Origin of the sequence: Mesorhizobium sp. M0910, assembly GCF_040319465.1 — a bacterium.
In the GTDB taxonomy this organism is placed as follows: domain Bacteria; phylum Pseudomonadota; class Alphaproteobacteria; order Rhizobiales; family Rhizobiaceae; genus Mesorhizobium.
Genome location: NZ_JAMYNZ010000002.1, coordinates 637,028 through 657,968, shown reverse-complemented (window position 1 = coordinate 657,968; position 20,941 = coordinate 637,028). Strand labels below are relative to the sequence as shown.

The window sequence follows — 20,941 nt, the reverse complement described above, 5'->3', positions numbered from 1 at the left end:
TTTCCGCGACGCCAAACGTTCTATTCGGTGCGGTTCCGGAACGCGGCCTCTCCGGCGTCCGACACCTCGACCCACTTTTTGTCGGGAACGGTTTCGGCGCCATAATTGTCGTGCCAGTTCCACCACTTGTACGTCGGCGTCTGCGGATAGCCTTCGGGCGAATCCTCCCAAACCTCCTGGCGGCCGAGCGGCGACAGGTCGAGATAGCTCCATACGGTCCCCATCGCCTCGTCGCCGCGGTTGTTGATGAAGTAGGTACGGAACACGCGATCGCCATCGCGGATGAACACGTTATGGCCGTGCCACTCGTCAACGCCGAAATCGGCATCGAAGCTGTCGGTGATGGTGTACCAGGGCATCTTCCAGTCCATCCGCGCCTTCAGCCGCGCAATGTCGGCCTGCGGTGCGCGCGAGGCGTAGGCAAGCGTGGTGTCGCGGGCGTTCAGATGGGCAAGATTGCCGACCTGGTCTGCCCCCAGCGAGCAGCCGCGGCAAGCGTGATCGGGCCAGCCGAATACGCCGGGCTCGAAGAAAGCGCGGTAGACGATCAGCTGACGGCGGCCCTCGAACAGGTCGAGCAGGCTCACCTTTCCGTTGGGGCCCTCGAACGTATAGGCCTTCTCCACCGCCATCCACGGCATCCGCCGACGCTCGGCGGCCAAGGCGTCGCGAGCCCGGGTCACGGTTTTCTCCTTCACGAGCAACTGCTGGCGCGCGGCCTCCCACGCATCAGGCGAAACGACCGGTGGTGTCTTCATCGCGAGCCGCGTCGTCTGCTCGCCTGTGCCATTCTGATGTGCCGTCATTGTGCATCTCCCTTGCTGGTCTGTTGTCGCACCATTCCCGGCGCGACGTGTTGCTGATCGGTCATGAGCCAGGATAGGGGCGATAGCGGATTGGCGAGAGTGACAAGTGTGACGCGATTCCGACGGGTTCGCTGATCACGGCCAATTTCGCCGCCCCGTGACGCCTCTGCTCATTCGTGCCCGGACTGCTGAATGGGCCGTGCGCCAGCCAGGTAGCGATCATTGTCAAACGGTTCGGCCTGGTTGCTGTCCGGGCTCCACAGCTGCCGGTGGGTTCGTGTGAGATCGCCGAGATAGACATGCAGCGCACCGGATCGCGCGCTGCCCGTATTCGCAACCGCATGCACGGTATTCGACGCCATGTGCACGACGGCAGGCGCTGCGATGTCCTGCCTTTCGGGAACATCGAGTTCGCTGCCGGCAACGGGATAGATGAAGTTCGTCTCGCTGCCCTTGTAGATGCCGATCAAGGCATCCATCAGGTGGTTGTGGGGCGGGTACTGCAGGCCGGGCGACAACGTGATGTGATAGATCGTCAGGTTCGGGCTGGCATGCAAAAGAACCTCGTCGTCGTCTTCTTCGTGAGCGAGTGTTCCCGATGCGTGAAAACGGTTGATGTAATCGCCCAGGACCGTCCTTACCGCTTCGAGGGGATCTGGCCCCTTCGCGGCATTGACGATATCATCGGCAACAGCGTAGAGAGGCGAGTTGGCGGGTAAAGGCATATCAGTTATCCTCCCTGAGATGCTCAGATTTTCAACCTGAGGTGCTCACGCTAGCGAATGTCGATGCCAGCGTCAACCGGACAGCCAAACGGACAAAATATGAAAACGACGAAGTTGACCGCCGAACCGGCAAGGCCGGCCACGGTCGAGGCGACAGCACTGTCAGCCGCCGACGTCCTTCGCAGGGAACAGGCATATGAGCAGCTGAGGAACGACATCATTGCCTGCGTGCTGCGCCCCGGCGAAGCGCTGACCGAAAAACAGATCGGCGATCGATACCAGATCAAAAAGGCAACCATCCGCGCGGCGTTGGCCCGTCTGATGCAGGAAGGTCTGGTCAGGAGCGAGCCGCGCCGCGGCTACGTCGTTGCAACGCTCAGCCTGCGGGACGTCAACGAGATCTTCGATGTCCGCAGCTTGATCGAACCGGAAGTGTTCAGGGTGGCGGCATCGAACATTACCGAGCGCGGGCTGGAGGACATCGGGCTGGCAGCGAGAAAAGTGCTGAAGCCGGAGACGTTGCGTAGTCATGTTGCATTCCTGGCGGCGGATCGTGCGTTTCGTCTGGCCCTTGCGGGGCTCTCGGGAAATTTACGACTGGCGCATCTACTGGACCAGATACTCGACCAGTCGGCGCGGGTTCTCCACCTTGGGTTCAAATCCCGCGACTTCACCCAGTTGATCATCGCCCAGCAAAAGGAACTGGTTCTTGCCTGCGAGGCAGGCGACGTTTCCGGCATCGTCAAACTTGCCCGTTCGCAGTGCCTGTTTCTCAAGAAGCAGGTGCTCGAGGCTTTGCTTGCCGGTTCCAAGCTTCGGGACGTCAATTTGCAGCCCTTCGCCTAGAGCGGTTCTCCTGGAACCGGTAACCGGCTCTAACTATCTGTTTTGCCGCATTTATGCGGGCGCCGAATGATTCCATTTGGCTGCAAAATGCTCAGAGGGAAAGTTGGCCGTTCGGTGCGACCGCCACCTTGGCGCAACGGCGCCGGCGGGGCTTGTTCACCCCACCGAGGAAGATGCCGCCGAGCGACCAGAATGCCTGGCCGCCAAGCGACTGCTCCGGCTCCTGCTCGACGGCCTTTGCCGGCCGCAGTCAGTTCGGCGGCCGCGACAAAGCCGGCAAGGCCGGCGCCGACGATGATCACATCCGCATCGTCGGGCATCTATTTGGCCAAGATCTCGTCCAAAAAACCGGCCCGTTGCAGGATCACGGCCGGCCTAGACTGCCTCCCAGCCTTCCTTCTCGCCGGCGCGGAAGATGGCATCGATGACCTTCTGGTTGAGCACCGATTCTTCCAGGGTGAAGACACGATCCTTGCCACCCTGTGCCGCCCGCGCGAAGGCCTCGACTTCCAGCCGGTACTGTTGCGTGCCGGGAAAGCGGAAGACCTGCGCCTCGCTGTGGTTCTGGTTGTGCAGTTCGACACGGTGATGGTCGTAGAGTCCGGCATTAAACGGTGAGAACACCTCGATGAAGCCCTTCTCACCGTGAAAGACCATCACCTGGCGTGCCGCCATCTGTGTCGACAGGTAAAACGACAACTCGAAGTCGCCGAAATCGGCGCGGATCGAGGAATAGATGTCGGTGCCGAATGTCTTGTCGCGCTCGATCCTCGCCTGGACGCGCAGCGGCTCCTTGCCGGTCGAAAAGCGCGTCGATACCGTCGGATAGACGCCGATGTCGGGCAGCGCGCCGCCGCCGAGATCGAGCTTGTTGCGCATGTTGTTGGGGTCGACATTGTAGTAGGAGAACGCGCCCTGGACATGGCGCAGCCGGCCGATGGCGCCGTTGCCGATCAGCTCGCGCACCTTGATCCATTGCGGGTGGTAGACGACCATGAAGGCTTCGCAGACCAGCACCTTCCTGGCATCGCGCAGCTTGATCAGTGGCGGAATGTCCTTGGCGTCGAGAGCCAGTGGCTTTTCGACCAGAACATGCTTGCCGGCCTCGATCGCCTTGGCTGCCCATTCGACATGCTGCGAGGTCGGCAGCGGAATGTAGACGCCGTCGATGTCGCTGGAGGCGAGCAGTTCCTCATAGGAGCCGAAAGCATGGCGCGCCCCGAAGCGTTCGCCCAGCGCCCGAGCTTTCGACAGATCGCGGCTGGCGATCGCCGACAGCACGCCGTTCTCCGCCTCGACGATTGCCGGTAAAAGCTGCTCGCGGCCGATTTTGGCCGTCGACAAAACACCCCATCGGAACATCAGATTTCTCCTCTCGATTGCAGGCCTGGAGGTTTGCCTGAAATCGGCGGAAAAGCCAATGCGGGAGCATGGTTCCTCGCCCCACCAAGTGGGGAGAGGAACCCAGGTCCTGCAGCGACGGTGAAATCGCAGGGAGAACCGCTCAACCCCTTCTACCCGTCAGCGTCATGTCGAATTCGACGACGTTGGAATAAATCGGCGTGCCGACATCCATGCCATAGCGCGACCGCAACACCTTGCCTGTGACGTGGAACTTTATCGTGCCCGCCTTGAGGCTGCCGAGCTCGGCCGTGAACTTTTCCTGAAAGGTCTTGCCGCGCGCCGTCAGCCGGCCGGTGACAAGGGCCGACGTGTCGCCGGTGCGTTTGACGCTGGTCGAACGGAACTGGATCTCCGGATTGTTGGTCGCGTCGAAAACCGCGTCCGAGCGGAGAAAGGCATCGATGCGACTTTGGCCGGTACCGACGCTTTCGGGGAAGATGGTGAAATTGACCTGGGACCGGCCGACATCGCTGTTGTCGATAAGGATATTGCCCTTGAAGCGGGAGAAAGCACCGTCGAGCCCGCCGCCGCCGAGCTTGGCAATGGAGAAGTGGATGCTGGAACTCCCTGGGCTGATCGTGTAGCTGCCGGCCGCCTCGCCAAGGGCAACGGCGGCAAAAACAGGCATGGCAAAACAAGCGGCGGCTGCCGCAAATCCGAAGATGCGCGCGTACATGGAAATGGTCCTCTTGGCAGGCAACGCTTTCTTGCGTCCTCGCCCCATGAACGAATGAGCCGCCCGCTCTATTCCGTCTCGCGATGTGACGAAGCCGTGATCATGCGCGTCAGCACGGTATCCCTCAGCCAGAAATGATGACGCAGCGCAGCGGCGAGATGCAAAGCGACAAGACCGATGCCGGCATAAGCGAGATACCAGTGCGTCGCTGCCCAGAAGCTTTCTGCCATGTCCGATTCACCAAGCGGCAGATTGGGCATGACGAACAGATTGAACGGCACGCTCGGGATCTCCAGCACCGAGACCGAGACCAGCGCCCAGCCGGACAGCGGCAGAGCGAGCTGAAAAGCATAAAGCGCAAGATGGACAAGCGGCGCCATGCGGCGCTCGAAAGGGCCGACTGAGCGCGGCAGCGGCGGGGCCGGTCTGCCAAGGCGCCAGGCGATGCGCAGGATGACCAGCCCAAGCAATAGGAAACCGAAAGATTTATGCAGCTGAATCAGCTCGAAGGCGGTGCGCTGGCTGGACAGCCGCACCATGACGAAGCCGAGCACGAACTGGCCGATAAAGAGCGCCGCGATCAGCCAGTGAAGGATGATCGCTGTCCAGCCGTAGCCGGTCGGCTGGTGTTTGGGCAGTGCTGACATGGTCTGTGAACGAATGCCAGGTCGGCTTTCTTCCATCCCGGAAAGGCGGTTTCCACTTATGTTTGGAGACGACCAATTGCCGGTGCCAACGGCCGTAAGACGAGCATTCACGCCTGAATAGATTGCCCTCCGCAGTTCCGACGGTGCCCCTATGTACTCACTTTGAAGAAATCGACAAAGGCCCTGAGCGCCGGCCGCATCTGGCGTCGGCTCGGATAATAGACGAAGAAACCATCAAAGGGCGGGCACCAGTCCTCGAGCACGCGAACGAGCTTGCCGGCGGCGAGCGGGTCGCGGACATAGTCCTCGAACACGAAGGCGAGCCCGGCGCCGTCAACCGCAGCATTGGCAATCAGATGGTCCTCGTCGAGGATCAATGGCCCTTGCACCGGGATTTCGATCTCCTCGCCGTTTTTCTCGAATTCCCAGCGATAGATGATGCCGCTGGAGAAGCGGAAGCGGATGCAGCGGTGAGCGGCGAGATCGCGCGGATGCTGCGGCCTGGGCCTGGTCTCGAAGTAAGATGGCGTGCCGAACACCGCGCCGCGAAGGTTCGGCCCGATGCGCACTGCGATCATGTCGCGCTGCAGGCTCTCGCCCAGCCGCACACCGGCATCGAAGCCGCCCTCGACCACATCGGTGAAGCGGTCATCGATGACGATCTCCAGCACGATGTCGGGATAGGCAGCCGCAAAGGCGCCGAGCCTTGGCGTCAGCGCCAGGTGGGCGGCGGTGCGCGGCACGGTCAGCCTGAGATTGCCCGCCGGCCGGTCACGCGCCTCGATCGCCGATTCCAGCGCCAGGTCGATTTCCGACAGCGCCGGCCTGAGGCGCTCGAGCAGTTGCGCGCCCTCCTCGGTCGGAGCGACGCTGCGCGTGCTGCGCGCCAGAAGGCGCACGCCGAGGCGCGCTTCCAGGCTGGACACCGCGTGGCTGACCGCCGACGGCGCGATTGCCAGCTCCTTGGCGGCGCCGCGAAAACTGCCGCATTGGGCGACCGTTGCCAGCACGGCAAGCTGTGAAAGATGTGTTCGCTTCATTGATCTATTTTTGGGAACAGCCCGTGCAAATAAGAGGCGATTATCGAACGCTGCGCAAGACGGTATCTCTGTGGCATCACAACCATCACAACAAGGAGACACGTGATGCAAACCCGCAAGCTTGGCAATGAACTCGACGTCTACCCAGTCGGCCTCGGCTGCATGGGGATGAGCTTTGCCTATGGTGGCCAGCCGGAGGCGGAGGCGATTGCCACGCTGCGCCACGCCGTCGAGATCGGGGTCAATTTCTTCGACACCGCCGAGGTCTATGGCCCCTACGAGAACGAGATCCTGGTCGGCAAGGCGCTGAAGCCGGTGCGTGATCGTGTGACGATCGCGACCAAATTCGGTTTCAAGATCCTCGAAGAAGGCAGCGGCACCGAACGCATGGCCGGCGTCGACAGCCGCCCGGAGCATGTCAAGGCGGTGGCCGAAGCGTCGTTGAAGCGGCTGGATACCGAGATCATCGATCTCTACTACCAGCACCGCGTCGACCCCAGCGTGCCGATCGAGGATACGGTCGGCGCCATGGCCGAGCTGGTACGCGAGGGCAAGGTGCGGGCGCTCGGCCTGTCGGAGGCGAGTGCGGCGACCATCCGCCGGGCGCATGCCGTGCATCCGATCGCCGCGGTGCAGAGCGAGTATTCGCTGTGGAGCCGCGATCCGGAGGAGGAGGTGTTTGCCGTCTGCCGCGAGCTCGGCATCGGCTTTGTCCCCTATAGCCCGCTCGGCCGCGGCCTGCTCACCGGCACGATCGCCAGGCCCGATGTTCTCGGCGCCGACGACTGGCGCCGGGGGTTGCCGCGCTTCCAGGCCGACGCCATGGCGGCCAATGCGGTGGTCGTCGCCGTGCTGGAAAAGATGGCAGCCGAGAAGGACGTGGCGCCGGCGCAGCTGGCGCTCGCCTGGGTGCTGCATCAGGGCGACTTCATTGTGCCGATCCCTGGTGCCCGCAAGATCCGACATCTCGAACAGAATACGGCGGCAGCCGATATCGTGCTGACCCAGGCCGAGGTAGCAGCCATCGGCGATGCGCTGTCGCCGGACAAGGTTGTCGGCAAGCGCTACACCGAGGAGCTGCTGGCCCTGGTCGACGGGTGAACTGCAATCGACAGCGCAATCGAAACGGTGCGTTTCGGCACCCCGTTTCGAATGCCGCAGCGGTGCAAAATAATCGCGAGAAATTGGCACCCCCTCTGTCCTGCCGGACATCTCCCCCTCAAGGAGGGAAATTGGACGTCACCTCGGCTTTCGCCAATCACCGGCGCCGGAAAGGCGGGCAGGGCGATGGAACTGCCAATCGCCCTTCTTGCGGGAGATGCCCGGCAGGGGCAGGTGCCTCGCGCCGACATTCTACCAAGGCACGACAGTAATCTCCGGCCAGCACTCCTGTGCCCGCCTGCCCTTCATCTCATGGGTCCGCTGATTATCCAGCACCCTATTCGGCGTGATGCGGAACGAAAAGATGTCGTCGAGCCCGAACGGTGCCACCAGGTCGAGGCGCCCCTCGGCATCGAAGCGGACGCCGACGGCATGCGTCTTCGACGCAAAATAGCTGACCGATTCGCTAGCGCTCATATAACGCGGGCATTCCTGCCCGAACTTGCTCGGATACCACAGATGCACCCGCGCCTGATTGCGCACCTCGACCGGCAGCTTCAGCCCTTCGAAATGCTCCGCCGCACAACGAATGACCAAATCCTCGGCCTCGTAGGACAGATCGCTCTCATCGAAATAGAACAGGTCGACATCCCGGATGCCGTACCCCGAGGGCTTTCCGGTCAGATGATTCCAGACGCTGTTGTAGAGCGCGCCGGAGACGACCAGCCAGTCGGGGAGGTCAAGCGTGCGCACCCGCGACAGCGTCTCGCCGATCAGCGGATCGGACGAGACGATATCGAGAAAGACTGCACGCTGTTCCTCGAAGGGCAGCCCTGAATAGCGCAAATGGCCCATCGCCCTTTGGACGGCGATTCGCCAGGCGCTCGCAACCCCTCAGCCGCGCAGCACGCCGCCGGTCTGCTTGTGCACGTTCTCGACGATGCGCTTGGCCAGCGCCTCGAAATCCTCGTCGGTCAGCGTCTTTTCGACCGGCTGGATCGACACCTCGATGGCGATCGATTTCTTCGCCGCGCCGAGGGCTGCACCCTCGAAAACATCGAACACCGAGACGCCGGAAATCAGCTTCCTGTCTGCGGCAAGAGCGGCGCGAACGAGTGTGCCGGCTTCGACCGCCTTGTCGACGACGAAGGCGAAGTCGCGCTTGACCGCCTGGAAGGCGGACAGATCGAGCCTTGGCTTTGTCCGCGTCGGCTTGGCCTTAGGCTCAGGCACCGCATCAATGAATACTTCGAAGCCGCAGAGCGGGCCGGAGACGTCAAGCCCTTCCAGCGTCTTCGGGTGGAATTCGCCGAATGTGCCGAGCACGACCTTCGGCCCGAGCTTGATCGTGCCGGAGCGGCCGGGATGATACCAGGCCGGGCCGCCGGCCTCGATCTGCAGCCGCTCGACCGGCGCGCCGCAGGCTTCGAGTGCTGCGATCGCATCGGCCTTGGCATCGAAGACGCCGACGGCGCCGGCGTTGCCGGCCCAATGGCGGCCGGAGCCCTCGAGCTTGGCGGTGCCGCGCCGCACGCCGGCGGCAACGCGCCGCTGCTGGTCGGCGCCGTCGCCCTCGTAAGTGCCCGACACTTCGAACAGTGCGACATCCCCGATGCCCTTGTCGGCATTGCGCTGCGCTGCCGCGATCAGCCCCGGGAGCAGCGACGGCCGCATATCCGACATATCGGCCGCGATCGGGTTGGCAAGCTTTAGCGCCTGCTGGCCGCCGCCGAACAATTCGGCGTGTTTTGCCGGAATGAACGACCAGGTGACGGCCTCCATCATGCCGCGCACGGCAAGCGCCCGCTTGGCGGCGCGGGTGCGTATCTGCAGCACAGTCAGGATTTTGGCGTTGACCGCATCGTGGGAACCGAGCGGCTGCGGCGCGATATTGTCGACGCCGTGGATGCGCATGACCTCCTCGACCAGGTCGGCCTTGCCATCGACATCCGGCCGCCAGGACGGGACCGCGACATTGACGACATCGCCCGTGCCCTCCGGCCTGAAGCCGAGGCGGGCAAGAATGTCGAGGCTCGTCGAGCGCGGCACTTCGATGCCGGTCAGCCGCTTCACTTCCGACAAAGGGAACGAGACGATCTTCGGCCGATGGCCGGCATAGCCGACGACCTCGGTTTGCGCCGGCGTGCCGCCGCAGAAATCGAGCACCAGCTTCGTTGCCAGCTCCACGCCGGGAACCATCATTTCCGGGTCGACGCCACGCTCGAAGCGGTAGCGTGCATCGCTGATGATGCCGAGCGTGCGGCCGGTGCGGGCGGTGGCGATCGGGTCCCAAAGCGCCGACTCGATCAGCACATCGGTGGTGTTCTCGTCACACCCGGAATGCTCGCCGCCCATGATGCCGGCGATCGATTCGATGCCGTCCTGGTCTGCGATCACGCACATCTCAGGCGTCAGCGTGTATTCGCGGCCGTCGAGCGCCAGCACCTTTTCGCCGTCACGCGCCCGGCGCACGGTGAGATTGCCGGTGACCTTCCCAGCGTCAAAAACATGCAGCGGCCGACCGCGGTCGAAGGTGACGTAATTGGTGATATCGACGAGCGCGCTGATCGGCCTCAAGCCGATGGCGAGAAGCCTTTGCTGCAGCCATTTCGGCGACGGTCCGTTCTTGACGCCGCGCACCAGGCGCAGGGCAAAGCCGGGGCAGAGCTCCGGCGCTTCGATCGTCACCTTGACCGGCGTCGCGCCTTTGCCGGGGATCGGCTCTATCGGCGCGCTCTTCAGCGTGCCAAGCCCACTCGCCGCCAAATCCCGGGCGATGCCATGGACACTGGTGGCGTCCGGCCGGTTCGGCGTCAGATTGATCTCGATCAGCGGATCGTCGAGATGGGCATAGGCGGCGAAACTGGTGCCGACCGGCGCATCGGCCGGCAGGTCGATGATGCCGTCATGCTCTTCGGATAATTCGAGCTCACGTTCGGAGCACATCATGCCGTGGCTTTCAACGCCACGGATCTTGCCGACGGTCAGCGTCACGTCGATGCCGGGGATATAGGTGCCCGGTGCCGCAAAGGCGCCGATCAGGCCGGCGCGGGCGTTCGGCGCTCCACACACGACCTGCACCGGCGGCTTGCCGTCGCCGGTGTCGACGGTCAGCACGCGAAGCCGGTCGGCATCTGGGTGCTGCACCGCCGTCACCACCTTGGCGATGACGAAGGGGGCTAGGCTCGCCCGGTCGTCGACATGCTCGACTTCAAGGCCGATCGAGGTGAGACGCTCGACGATTTCCGCCAGCGAGGCGTCGGTCTCGAGATGGTCTTTGAGCCAGGAGAGGGTGAGTTTCATGACTGTGTTCCGTCTGGTCTGGGCACGTTGCACTTGAAGCTATGCGGCCGCGCGTCCGACATGTGCAGGAAGGCGAGCTGTCCGCGGATTTGCTGCTGCAGCCCGCTCGTCACGCGCTCAGGCCACCGAACAGCGTTGGCATGTCGAGCGGCCTAAAACCGTAATGCGAAAGCCAGCGGACATCGGCGTCGAAGAAGGCGCGCAGATCCGGCATGCCGTATTTCAGCATGGCGATGCGGTCGATGCCCATGCCCCAGGCGAAGCCCTGGTATTCGTCAGGATCGAGGCCACCGTAACGGAGCACATTGGGGTGCACCATGCCGCAGCCGAGGATCTCCATCCAGTCGGAGCCTTCGCCGAAGCGCACCTCGCCCGGCCGCGAACGATCGCACTGGATGTCGACCTCGAGGCTGGGCTCGGTAAACGGGAAGAAAGACGGCCGGAAGCGCATCTTCACGCTCGGCACCTCGAAGAAGGCCTTGCAGAACTCCTCCAGCACCCATTTCATGTTGGCGACGTTGGCCGACTTGTCGATCACCAGCCCCTCGACCTGATGGAACATCGGCGAGTGGGTGGCATCGGAATCCTGCCGGTAAGTCTTGCCGGGGATGACGATGCGGATCGGCGGCTTCTGCATCTCCATGGTGCGGATCTGCACCGGCGAGGTGTGGGTGCGCAAAAGCTTGCGTTCGCCCTGCGCGTCCGGCTGGAAAAAGAAGGTGTCGTGCATCTCGCGCGCCGGGTGGCCTTCCGGGAAGTTCAGCGAGGTGAAGTTGTAATAGTCGGTCTCGATGTCGGGACCTTCGGCGATGGCAAAGCCGAGATCGCCGAAGATCGCCGCGATCTCGTCGATGACCTGGCTGATCGGATGGATGCGGCCGCGCTCGGCCGGCGATTGCCTGACCGGCAGCGTCACGTCGACCTTCTCGGCGGCGAGACGCGCCATAATCGCCGCGTCCTTCAGCTCGGCGCGGCGAAGAGAAAGCGCCTCGGTGACGCGGTTCTTGAGGCCGTTGATCGCCGGGCCCTTGACCTGGCGCTCCTCGGCGCTCATCGAGCCAAGCGTCTTCAGCATCTCGGAAACCGAGCCCTTCTTGCCGAGGGCCGAGACACGCACCGCCTCGATCGCCTGCTCGTCGGCGGCCGAGGCAATCTCGGCCATCAGGGAATGTTCGAGAGTTTCCATGTCACTCATGTTCCAGATCCGATTGGAAGCAAAGAAAAACCCGCGCCAGCCCTGCCAGCGCGGGTTTCCCAAATCAAGTGTCGAATAGCTTGGGAAGCGCTGGTCTTAAGCGACAGCGCTTTCAAAAGCATTCGGCGTGGTGTTCTTGAGATATTCGAGCGCGACCTTGGCCTTGGCCACGAGTGCGGCGAAGGCCTGCGGCTCGTGGATGGCCATGTCCGACAGGATCTTGCGGTCGATCTCGATGCCAGCCTTGTTGAGACCGTCGATGAAGCGGCCGTAGGTCAGGCCATGCTCATGCGTCGCCGCATTGATGCGCTGGATCCACAGCGCGCGGAACGAACGCTTGCGATTCTTGCGGTCGCGATAGGCGTACTGCAGCGACTTTTCCACCGCCTGCTTGGCGATGCGAATGGTGTTCTTACGGCGGCCGTAAAAACCCTTGGCGGCTTTCAGGACCTTCTTGTGCTTGGCGTGCGAGGTGACGCCTCTCTTTACGCGTGCCATGTCATGATCTCCTTAAAAGCAATTCCAGGAAAAGTGCCTAGCGGTTTTCCGTTCGGAATTGCGTAAAACAAATGCGTGTCCAGACCGAATGCTCTTATTTTGGCGCATGATGTTTCCAAAAAGTCTGCAACTTTTTGGCATCATGCCTTAGAGGCCGTTCGGCAGAAAATTCTTGATGACCTTCTTGCCGTCCGGTTCAGCCAGAACCATCGTGCCGCGGGCATTTCGAATGAACTTGTTGGAACGCTTGATCATGCCGTGACGTTTGCCGGCCGCAGCCGACAGAACTTTACCCGTACCTGTGATCTTGAACCGCTTCTTAGCGGCCGACTTGGTCTTCATCTTGGGCATTTTGCTACTCCGTTTATATGCGCACCAATGCGCCTTTTGTTCGCTTCAGGCCGACCAAAGCCCGAAAAGCAAATGAAACCGCCACGGCATGCCCTGCCGGGCGGTTTTTTGGGAACGGCGGTCCTATACGTCAAAGCGGGCTGGCGCGCAACACCCCGTACCGAGCAACACTGCACTCAGCAACACTGCACTCAGGGGAGACGGAACAGCACCGGCAATATGCCGGACTGCTGGGCGCCGTCGATCAGTTCGAAAGCCGGCAAGGCAACCAGGAAGACCAGACCGTCCAGCAGCGTGGTTCGCAGCAGGCGCGGCTTGAAGCCGCGGGTGTCGCCTTCCTGGTACAGCGACAGCTTCGGAAAAAAGCGCGGCACTTTCGCCAGGTAGGCCTGGTATGGCGCGCCGAGAACCTCCTTGAGGAATTTCTCCTCGCGCAGGATAACGATGTAAAAGGCACCAGCGCAGAGCGCTGCAAAGCCGATCGTGGCGGTGATCGAGCCGATCTGTGCGCCGACACCGGCGGCAGCTAAAGTAGAGAAGACATAGAGCGGGTTGCGGGTGATCGAATAGGGGCCGCCGGTCACCACTTCGGAGGATTTGCGACCGCCGATATAGAGCGTCGACCACAAGCGCCCGACGATGCCGAGAAAGATCAGCACGACGCCAACCATTTCGATCGTTTCATGCACAGGCGTATCGGGCGGAAAAACCGACTGCCCGAACAAAAGCATCACGAACAGGACGACGACGACGACGGCAAGCACCATCCTGCGCGTGTGCTGGTAGCTGCCCAGCCCATATTTGGCTTCCGAATGCTTGACGTCATTGACCATGTCGGGAATCCGATCGTCGAGGGAACCAGAGCGTCTTTGCTCTCGCCGGCGATCGCAGCGTCTGGCCAAGAAAACAGGCGCCCCGCCGATCGCCGGGACGCCTTGCAACATGATTCAGGCGGATTTTATGCACGTCGCCCAAAAGTGCGCAGCGGTTTTGCGACAAGGACATCCACAAAACAGAACTAAAGCGCAACGCGCTTTAGCGGGGCGCCAGCACCATCATCATCTGGCGGCCTTCGAGCTTCGGTTCGGCTTCGACCTTGGCGATGGGCGCCACTTCCTCGCGAACCTTGTTCAGAAGCTGCATGCCGAGTTCCATATGCGCCATCTCGCGACCGCGGAAGCGCAATGTCAGCTTGACCTTGTCGCCTTCCTCGAAAAAGCGCCGGACAGCCTTCATCTTGGTTTCGTAGTCGTGGCTGTCGATGTTCGGGCGCATCTTGATCTCCTTGATCTCGATGACCTTCTGGTTCTTGCGCGCCTCGGCCGCCTTCTTCTGGTTGGCGTATTTCAGCTTGCCGAGATCGAGGATCTTTACGACGGGCGGCACTGCATTGGGCGATATCTCGACCAGGTCGAGCCCAGCCTCTTCGGCGAGCAGCAATGCGTCGTTGATGGAGACATCGCCGCGGTTCTGGCCTTCGGCGTCGATTAGCTGGACCCGGGGAACCCGGATGTCACGGTTGGAGCGCGGGCCTTCCTTGGTGGGCGCCGCTGCTTTGAAAGGTCTGCGAATGGTCGTGGTCTCCTTGAGCCGTTTCGTTAAGGGGTTCTTCAGTTCAGAATTGCGAACGCGCAATGTGGTGAGCGCGCGGTCGGAGTCAATAGCACAGCATTCTCAGGAAATCACCTGCCCGATGAATGCTCCTCTGCACCAAGCGAAGAAAGTAGCAGAGCACTTTTCGTTGAACCCCCGCTTGTGCCAAAAGACCGGCGTGAGGGAATACATCATGAGCACCACCCCGATCTTCCTAGACGTCGACGGGACGAGCATCGCGGTCAGGCATGCGGCAGGTGCCGAGCCCGGCATCGTGTGGCTTGGCGGCTACAAATCCGACATGCTGGGCACCAAGGCCGAAACCTTGTCGGAATGGACGCGCAAAGAAGGCCGCGCCTTCCTGCGCCACGATTATTCCGGCCACGGCGAATCGAGTGGCGCCTTTGCCGACGGCACCATCTCGAAATGGCTGGGCGAGAGCCTGGCGGTTTTCCGCCGCTTCACCCGGGGCAGGCAAATCCTGGTCGGTTCGTCGATGGGCGCCTGGATCGCGCTGCGCATGGTGCAGGAGTTGCGCAAGGCGGGCGAGAACAGCGTCGCCGGCCTTGTGCTGCTGGCGCCGGCGCCCGATTTCACGTTCGAACTGGTGGAGCCGGTGCTGACCGGGGCGCAGAAGCGCGACCTCAGGAAAAAGGGCTTTTTCGAAGAGCCGTCGGACTATTCCGCCGAACCGTACATCTACACGCGCGCACTGATCGAGGACGGCCGCAACAACCGGGTGATGACCGGGCCGATCGACACGCACTGTCCGGTCCACATCCTGCAAGGCCTGGCCGATCCCGACGTGCCGTCGAGCCATGCGTTGAAGCTGGTCAGCCTGCTGCCGGCCGACGACGTCACGCTGTCGCTCATCCCCGACGGCGACCACCGCCTCTCGCGGCCACAGGATCTCGACATGCTGGTGCGGACGGTGGACGCTATGGTGCGGCAGGCGGGATAGAGGCATGCGCATTTCCATTCCGGTGTCCGCCTTCGTCGCGGCGATCGTCGGCTTCGGCGGTACGCTGGCCATCGTCATTGCCGCCGCCAAGGCGGTCGGCGCAACGCAGGTCGAGACCGCAAGCTGGGTGACGGCGCTTTGCCTGGCGATGGCGATCGAGAGCCTGTGGCTGTCCTGGCGCACAAAAATGCCGGTCATCACCGCATGGTCGACGCCAGGCGTGGCGCTGATCGCCGCGTCGACCGGCTTTTCGATGGGTGAGGCGGTTGGCGCCTTCGTCGTCACCGCGGTCCTGCTGATCGCCACAGGCCTGTTCGGGCCCTTGACCAAGCTGATCGCCAGAATACCGGCGTCCGTCGCGTCCGGAATGCTGGCCGGCATCGTCGTCACCTTCGCCATCAATGCGGTCAAGACCGTTCCCGTCGACCCCTGGCTGATCCTGCCGCTGGTTGCGGCGTTCTTCGTCATCCGCCTGTTCAACCCGGCGCTGTCGGTGCTGCTGGTGCTGATCGGCGGCGGTCTCGCCGCCTTCCTCACCGGCCGGGTCGGCGGTCTGCCGGCACCGGAACTCTCGAGCTTGACACTGGTGATGCCGCAGTTCACCGCCACTGCAATCATCGGCCTCGCCTTGCCGCTCTACCTCGTCACCATGGCCTCGCAGAACCTGTCCGGCCTCGCCGTTCTGAGGGCAGCCGGCTATCATCCCAAACCCGGGCCGCTGATCGGCGTCACCGGCCTGTTTTCGCTGCTGACGGCGCCGTTCGGCGCCTCGACCACCAATCTGGCGGCAATCTCGGCGGCGATCTGCACCGGGCCCGACGTGCATCCCGATCCGGCCGAGCGCTGGAAGACCGGGCCGTTCTATGCGTTGGCCTATCTCGTCTTTGCCCTGTTCGGCGCCTCGCTGGTGGCGATCTTCGCCGTATTGCCGCAGAGCCTGATTGCGCTGGTCGCCGGCCTGGCGCTGATGGCGCCGCTCGCCAATGCACTGTCGATCGCCTTGAAAGACGAGGACGAGCGGATGGCCGCCACCGTCACCTTCGCCGTTACCGCATCGGGGCTGACGCTGTTCGGCGTCGGCGCGGCGTTCTGGGGGCTGATAGCCGGATTGGTCGTGCTTTTCCTCGAAAAGCTCAAAAAGCGATAATCATTTCAGCCGCTTGTCCGGTTTTGGCGATCGCTGTCTTGAATCGCCGTTTTCTCCATCCCATTTCGATTCAACGCAGCCGGATTTGGCTGTCTCCAACTGAAGGATTGGGAGAAATGAACACATCTGCATTGATCCGTCCGGCCTGGACGCCGGCGACCATCGCGTTGATGGTGATCGGGTTTATGGTGTTCTGGCCGCTCGGCTTCGCCATGCTCGCCTACATCATCTGGGGCGACCGGCTCGAGGGCTTCAAGCGCGACGTCAACCGCGCCACCGACGGCATCTTTGCCGGCTGCCGCCGCGGTTCCGACAAGGCCGCGCGCTGGGGTCATGGCTCCGCCCGCACCGGCAACGTCGCTTTCGATGACTGGCGCGAAAAGGAACTCGAGCGTCTTGCCGAGGAACGCCGCAAGCTGGACGAGATGCTGAGCGAGTTCGACGAATATGCCCGCGAGTTGCGCCGCGCCAAGGACCAGGAAGAGTTCGATCGCTTCATGGCCAATCGCAACAAGTCGACGTCCCCCACGACCGGGTCGGCGACGAACAACAAACCCAGCGGCAAGTCCACGCCAGGCCTGCTCGACGAGTAAGGTCCCGTGCGCAGATAGATAATCCAACGGCGTCGCGTCAGCGGCGCCGTTTCTTTTTTGTTCTAGTCGTTTCCCTCGAATCACGTATCGTCCCGGAATGTCCTTCGGCTTCTTTCGCACCCCGACGAAACCCAAGCCCACGCCCGTCGTGGAGCGCGAGCATTGCGTTGCCGGCCGCACGCTGCCGCTCAAGATCGTCGAGAACGACCGGGCGCGGCGCCTGACGCTGCGCATCGATTCCGGTGGCCGTGGTCTGCGCATCACCGTGCCGCCGGGGTTGCGGCGCGGCGAGGTGGAAAAATTTCTCGACCGCCATCAGGACTGGCTGGAGCAAAGGCTGGCCAAAGTGCCCAACCGGCCGCAGGTCCGGCCCGGCATCAAGATACCGGTGCGCGGCGTGCCGCATCGCATCGTCCATGAACCGTCGAAACGCGGCACCGTCACGCTGTCGCGCGACGAGCGCGGGCCGCTGATGATCGTGCATGGCGAACGCGTGCATCTGCCGCGCCGCATCGCCGATTTCCTCAAGCGCGAAGCCAAGCGCGAGATCGAGGCGCTGGTGACCAAGCACAGCGCGGCGATCGGCAAACGGGCCAAGGCGATCCGTTTCAAGGATACGTCGAGCCGCTGGGGGTCCTGCACATCGGACGGCAATCTGTCGTTTTCCTGGCGCATCATGATGGCGCCGCGGCCGGTGATAAATTACCTCGTCGCGCACGAAGTGGCGCATCTCAAGGAGATGAACCACGGGCCTAAATTCTGGAAGTTATGCGAGCAGCTTTGCCCGGATACCGAGCGCTGCAAGGATTGGCTCAAGCGCAATGGCGGCGCGCTGCAGGCGATCGCGTTCGAGTAGTTGTCCGATCAATCGTCATTCGCCGCGTTCAACTCCTCCGGCCGCAACCCCTCATCGACATGGCGGGGCCAGGGCAGAAAATCCTTCTCGAAGGTCTCGTTGCTGAAATAAGCCAGCGCCCGGTGCGCCTCGGCGCCGTTGAAAGCCGCCTTGTCCATCAAATGAGCGATGACTTCATGGGCCTGCGCCAGCTTTTGCCTGAGTTCCGCGACGGTCTTTTCCGGCATGGTCTTTGTTCTCCCGCCTTTGTGCCTGAGCAAGTAGCGTTGTGCTCTTATATCAGCAAGGTAGCGCGTTCCGCTCTTACATTAGCAAGGTAGCGCGTTCCGCGCTGGCGGCAAACAGGATGCTTTTTCTCGACTCTTTGGCCGTTTCGTGCCAATCCCGCGCCATGGCGCTCGACATCAAGATATGCGGGTTGAAGACCGACAAGGCACTGGCTGCGGCATTGGCCGGCGACGCCAGCCATGTCGGCTTCATTTTCTTTGCCAAAAGCCCGCGCTATGTCGAGCCGGCGGAAGCCGGCCGCCTGCGCGAAGCGGCGCGCGGCAAGGCCAAGGCGGTTGCCGTGACGGTCGACGCCAGCGATGCGTTCCTGGACGAGATCGTTGAAAAGATGCAGCCCGACATGCTGCAACTTCACGGCGCCGAGCCCCCCGAGCGGGTGGCCGAGGTGAAGGCCCGCTACGGCTTGCCGGTGATGAAGGCGCTGCCGGTCAGCGAGGCTGCCGATCTCGGGCGGGTCAAACCCTTCATCGGCATTGCTGACCGCTTCCTGTTCGATGCCAAGCCGCCTAAGGGTTCGGAATTGCCGGGCGGCAACGGTCTTGCCTTCGACTGGCGCATTCTGGCTGGCCTTGACGCCGGTGTTGATTACATGCTTTCCGGTGGGCTCAATGCCGGCAATATCGGCGACGCCTTTCGGCTGGCGAACCCGCCCGGAATAGATGTTTCCTCGGGCGTGGAGAGCGCGCCGGGCGTCAAGGAACCGGCGCTGATCGAACAATTTTTCCGCGCCGTCGGGGCAGCACGCGACAACCGCGCCGCCTGACCACGCTTCAAACCTCAGACCAGGAGATCGGCGATGGACAAGCCGGCGATACCGAATTCCTTCCGCACCGGCCCCGACGAGCAGGGCATGTTCGGCATTTTTGGCGGTCGTTTCGTTGCCGAAACGCTGATGCCGCTGATCCTCGAGCTGGAGCGGCACTGGAACGAGGTCAAGAACGACCCGAATTTCAAGGCCGAACTGACCGATCTCTCGACGCATTACGCCGGGCGGCCGTCGAAGCTCTATTTCGCCGAAGGCCTGACCAGGCATCTTCGTGAGGTGTCCTTGGCAAAGGGCGTCGGGGGCGGCGCAAAGGTCTATTTCAAGCGCGAGGACCTGAACCACACCGGCTCGCACAAGATCAACAACTGCCTCGGCCAGATCCTGCTCGCCAAGCGCATGGGCAAGACGAGGATCATCGCAGAGACCGGCGCCGGCCAGCATGGCGTCGCTTCCGCCACGGTCGCGGCGCGCTTCGGGCTTCCTTGTATCGTCTATATGGGCGCGACCGATGTCGCCCGGCAAAGCCCCAACGTCTTTCGCATGAAGCTTCTGGGCGCCGAGGTGCGGCCGGTGACGGCCGGCCACGGCACGCTGAAGGATGCCATGAACGAGGCCCTGCGCGACTGGGTGACCAACGTCGACGATACCTATTACCTGATCGGCACCGCCGCCGGCCCGCACCCCTATCCGGAGTTGGTGCGCGACTTCCAGTCGGTGATCGGCACCGAGGCGCGCGCCCAGATCCTCGAGCAGGAAGGCCGGCTGCCGGACACCATCATCGCTTGTGTCGGCGGCGGTTCCAACGCTATCGGCCTGTTCCATCCCTTCCTCGATGACAGTGAGGTGCGCATCATCGGCGTAGAAGCCGGAGGCCGCGGCCTCGACGGCCTCGAGCATTGCGCCTCGATGAGTGCCGGCGCGCCCGGCGTGCTGCATGGCAACCGTACCTACCTCCTGCAGAACGCCGACGGCCAGATCATGGACGGCCACTCGATCTCGGCCGGCCTCGACTATCCCGGCGTCGGGCCGGAGCACTCATGGCTACGCGATTCCGGCCGCGTCGACTACGTGCCGATCCTCGACAGCGAGGCGCTGGAGGCGTTCCAGTTGACGACACGCGTCGAGGGCATCATTCCTGCGCTTGAATCGGCCCATGCCATCGCACAGGCGGTGAAGATCGTGCCTGACATGGACAGGGACCAGATCGTCATCGTCAACCTGTCCGGCCGCGGCGACAAGGACGTGCATACGGTGGCCAACATGCTGGGCATGGAGATCTGATCATGGCCACCCGTATCGACCGCCGCATGGCAAAGCTGAAGGCCGAGGGCCGACCGGCACTCGTAACCTATTTCATGGGTGGCGACCCTGACTACGACACGTCGCTTTCGATCATGAAGGCGCTGCCCGGCGCCGGCAGCGACATCATCGAGCTCGGCATGCCGTTTTCCGATCCGATGGCCGACGGCCCGGCGATCCAGGCGGCCGGCCTGCGGGCGCTGAAGGGCGGCCAGACACTGGCCAAGACACTGAAGATGGCCTCGGAATTCCGCGCCGGCGACAGTGAAACGCCGATCGTCTTGATGGGCTATTACAATCCGATCTACATCTACGGCGTCGAGCGCTTCCTGAGCGACGCGCTGGCCAGCGGCATAGACGGGCTGATCGTCGTCGACCTGCCGCCGGAGATGGACGAGGAACTTTGTATCCCGGCACTCAAGGCCGGCATCAATTTCATCCGGCTGGCGACGCCGACCACCGACGACAGGCGCCTGCCCAAGGTGCTGCAGAACACCTCCGGCTTCGTCTATTATGTGTCGATGACCGGTATCACCGGTTCGGCGCTGGCCGACACCGGCAAGGTGGCGGCAGCTGTCAAACGCATCAAGAGCCATACCGACCTGCCGGTCTGCGTCGGCTTCGGCGTCAAGACAGCAGAGCAGGCGCGCATCATCGGCGCGTCGGCCGACGGCGTCGTTGTTGGCACCGCGATTGTCAATGCAGTCGCCAACGTGCTCGGGCCGAAGGGCGAAAAGACCGCCGATCCGGCCGAGGCCGTCGCCACACTGGTCAGCGGGCTTTCGCAAGGGGTTCGCGCGGCTCGCCTTGCTGCCGCCGAATAATCTTCCTACGTCTTCTTAAGGG

The 20,941-nt window shown here is 62.8% G+C and carries 23 protein-coding genes and 1 pseudogene; 9 read left to right on the top strand and 15 right to left on the bottom strand.

Annotated elements, in window-relative coordinates; translation table 11 throughout:
- Positions 1-20 precede the first annotated feature (20 nt).
- Positions 21-806, bottom strand: coding sequence for a DUF899 domain-containing protein (locus tag NKH78_RS07170; protein WP_352480219.1), 786 nt, complete (start codon positions 804-806; stop codon positions 21-23).
- A 170-nt stretch (positions 807-976) separates the two neighbouring features.
- On the bottom strand, positions 977-1,531 hold the full coding sequence (locus NKH78_RS07165) for an autotransporter (RefSeq protein WP_352505944.1): 555 nt from the start codon (positions 1,529-1,531) through the stop codon (positions 977-979).
- Between the two features lie 99 nt (positions 1,532-1,630).
- On the opposite strand from NKH78_RS07165, the gene NKH78_RS07160 reads away from it, so the two are divergent.
- Positions 1,631-2,377 carry a GntR family transcriptional regulator gene (locus NKH78_RS07160; RefSeq protein ID WP_352686559.1) on the top strand — a complete coding sequence of 249 codons (747 nt, stop codon included), beginning with the start codon at positions 1,631-1,633 and terminating at the stop codon, positions 2,375-2,377.
- 136 nt (positions 2,378-2,513) lie between these two features.
- Here the strand turns inward: NKH78_RS07160 and NKH78_RS07155 are convergent.
- The 5 genes and pseudogenes from NKH78_RS07155 to NKH78_RS07135 all read right to left on the bottom strand — a co-directional run.
- Positions 2,514-2,697 (bottom strand): annotated as a pseudogene (locus NKH78_RS07155) (FAD-binding protein); the annotation flags it as partial.
- 55 nt (positions 2,698-2,752) lie between these two features.
- On the bottom strand, positions 2,753-3,739 hold the full coding sequence (locus NKH78_RS07150) for a Gfo/Idh/MocA family protein (protein ID WP_352686556.1): 987 nt from the start codon (positions 3,737-3,739) through the stop codon (positions 2,753-2,755).
- A gap of 142 nt (positions 3,740-3,881) precedes the next feature.
- The gene (locus NKH78_RS07145) at positions 3,882-4,457 is read right to left on the bottom strand and encodes a YceI family protein (RefSeq protein ID WP_352686553.1); all 576 of its coding nucleotides are present in this window, start codon (positions 4,455-4,457) and stop codon (positions 3,882-3,884) included.
- Positions 4,458-4,525: 68 nt separating this feature from the next.
- Positions 4,526-5,104 carry a cytochrome b gene (locus NKH78_RS07140; protein WP_352736799.1) on the bottom strand — a complete coding sequence of 193 codons (579 nt, stop codon included), beginning with the start codon at positions 5,102-5,104 and terminating at the stop codon, positions 4,526-4,528.
- Positions 5,105-5,253: 149 nt separating this feature from the next.
- Complete coding sequence (locus NKH78_RS07135; protein WP_352736797.1) at positions 5,254-6,144, bottom strand: LysR family transcriptional regulator; 891 nt, start codon at positions 6,142-6,144, stop codon at positions 5,254-5,256.
- 105 nt (positions 6,145-6,249) lie between these two features.
- Between NKH78_RS07135 and NKH78_RS07130 the strand changes: the two genes are divergently transcribed.
- The gene (locus NKH78_RS07130) at positions 6,250-7,245 is read left to right on the top strand and encodes an aldo/keto reductase (RefSeq protein ID WP_352736795.1); all 996 of its coding nucleotides are present in this window, start codon (positions 6,250-6,252) and stop codon (positions 7,243-7,245) included.
- A gap of 252 nt (positions 7,246-7,497) precedes the next feature.
- On the opposite strand, the gene NKH78_RS07125 is transcribed toward NKH78_RS07130, so the two are convergent.
- From NKH78_RS07125 to infC, 7 genes are all read right to left on the bottom strand, one after another.
- Positions 7,498-8,100, bottom strand: a complete 603-nt coding sequence (locus NKH78_RS07125) for a nucleotidyltransferase family protein (RefSeq protein WP_352736793.1) — start codon at positions 8,098-8,100, stop codon at positions 7,498-7,500.
- A gap of 39 nt (positions 8,101-8,139) precedes the next feature.
- Positions 8,140-10,548: a phenylalanine--tRNA ligase subunit beta gene (pheT, locus tag NKH78_RS07120; RefSeq protein WP_352736791.1), complete on the bottom strand. Its 2,409-nt coding sequence runs from the start codon at positions 10,546-10,548 to the stop codon at positions 8,140-8,142.
- 109 nt (positions 10,549-10,657) lie between these two features.
- Positions 10,658-11,743 carry a phenylalanine--tRNA ligase subunit alpha gene (gene pheS, locus NKH78_RS07115; protein WP_352736789.1) on the bottom strand — a complete coding sequence of 362 codons (1,086 nt, stop codon included), beginning with the start codon at positions 11,741-11,743 and terminating at the stop codon, positions 10,658-10,660.
- 96 nt (positions 11,744-11,839) lie between these two features.
- Positions 11,840-12,241 (bottom strand): 50S ribosomal protein L20, encoded by a 402-nt coding sequence (rplT, locus tag NKH78_RS07110; protein WP_006201247.1) that lies wholly within the window; start codon positions 12,239-12,241, stop codon positions 11,840-11,842.
- A gap of 147 nt (positions 12,242-12,388) precedes the next feature.
- Positions 12,389-12,592, bottom strand: a complete 204-nt coding sequence (rpmI, locus tag NKH78_RS07105; protein ID WP_006201248.1) for a 50S ribosomal protein L35 — start codon at positions 12,590-12,592, stop codon at positions 12,389-12,391.
- A 191-nt stretch (positions 12,593-12,783) separates the two neighbouring features.
- The gene (locus tag NKH78_RS07100) at positions 12,784-13,425 is read right to left on the bottom strand and encodes a methyltransferase family protein (RefSeq protein WP_352736787.1); all 642 of its coding nucleotides are present in this window, start codon (positions 13,423-13,425) and stop codon (positions 12,784-12,786) included.
- Positions 13,426-13,627: 202 nt separating this feature from the next.
- Positions 13,628-14,164, bottom strand: a complete 537-nt coding sequence (gene infC, locus NKH78_RS07095; RefSeq protein ID WP_023677573.1) for a translation initiation factor IF-3 — start codon at positions 14,162-14,164, stop codon at positions 13,628-13,630.
- Positions 14,165-14,378: 214 nt separating this feature from the next.
- On the opposite strand from infC, the gene NKH78_RS07090 reads away from it, so the two are divergent.
- From NKH78_RS07090 to NKH78_RS07075, 4 genes are all read left to right on the top strand, one after another.
- On the top strand, positions 14,379-15,146 hold the full coding sequence (locus NKH78_RS07090; RefSeq protein ID WP_352736785.1) for an alpha/beta hydrolase: 768 nt from the start codon (positions 14,379-14,381) through the stop codon (positions 15,144-15,146).
- A 4-nt stretch (positions 15,147-15,150) separates the two neighbouring features.
- Positions 15,151-16,293, top strand: a complete 1,143-nt coding sequence (locus NKH78_RS07085) for a benzoate/H(+) symporter BenE family transporter (RefSeq protein ID WP_352736783.1) — start codon at positions 15,151-15,153, stop codon at positions 16,291-16,293.
- A gap of 116 nt (positions 16,294-16,409) precedes the next feature.
- A complete protein-coding gene (locus tag NKH78_RS07080; RefSeq protein WP_352700954.1) occupies positions 16,410-16,886 on the top strand; it encodes a DUF2852 domain-containing protein in 477 nt (158 codons plus the stop codon).
- A gap of 97 nt (positions 16,887-16,983) precedes the next feature.
- Positions 16,984-17,742 carry a M48 family metallopeptidase gene (locus NKH78_RS07075; protein WP_254815956.1) on the top strand — a complete coding sequence of 253 codons (759 nt, stop codon included), beginning with the start codon at positions 16,984-16,986 and terminating at the stop codon, positions 17,740-17,742.
- Positions 17,743-17,750: 8 nt separating this feature from the next.
- On the opposite strand, the gene NKH78_RS07070 is transcribed toward NKH78_RS07075, so the two are convergent.
- The gene (locus tag NKH78_RS07070) at positions 17,751-17,969 is read right to left on the bottom strand and encodes a hypothetical protein (RefSeq protein ID WP_254815955.1); all 219 of its coding nucleotides are present in this window, start codon (positions 17,967-17,969) and stop codon (positions 17,751-17,753) included.
- 164 nt (positions 17,970-18,133) lie between these two features.
- Between NKH78_RS07070 and NKH78_RS07065 the strand changes: the two genes are divergently transcribed.
- The 3 genes from NKH78_RS07065 to trpA are packed head-to-tail and all read left to right on the top strand — an operon-like array spanning position 18,134 to position 20,919.
- Positions 18,134-18,793, top strand: a complete 660-nt coding sequence (locus tag NKH78_RS07065) for a phosphoribosylanthranilate isomerase (RefSeq protein ID WP_352736930.1) — start codon at positions 18,134-18,136, stop codon at positions 18,791-18,793.
- A gap of 33 nt (positions 18,794-18,826) precedes the next feature.
- Positions 18,827-20,077, top strand: coding sequence for a tryptophan synthase subunit beta (trpB, locus tag NKH78_RS07060; protein WP_352736779.1), 1,251 nt, complete (start codon positions 18,827-18,829; stop codon positions 20,075-20,077).
- Positions 20,078-20,079: 2 nt separating this feature from the next.
- The gene (gene trpA / locus NKH78_RS07055) at positions 20,080-20,919 is read left to right on the top strand and encodes a tryptophan synthase subunit alpha (protein WP_352736777.1); all 840 of its coding nucleotides are present in this window, start codon (positions 20,080-20,082) and stop codon (positions 20,917-20,919) included.
- Positions 20,920-20,941: the final 22 nt, after the last annotated feature.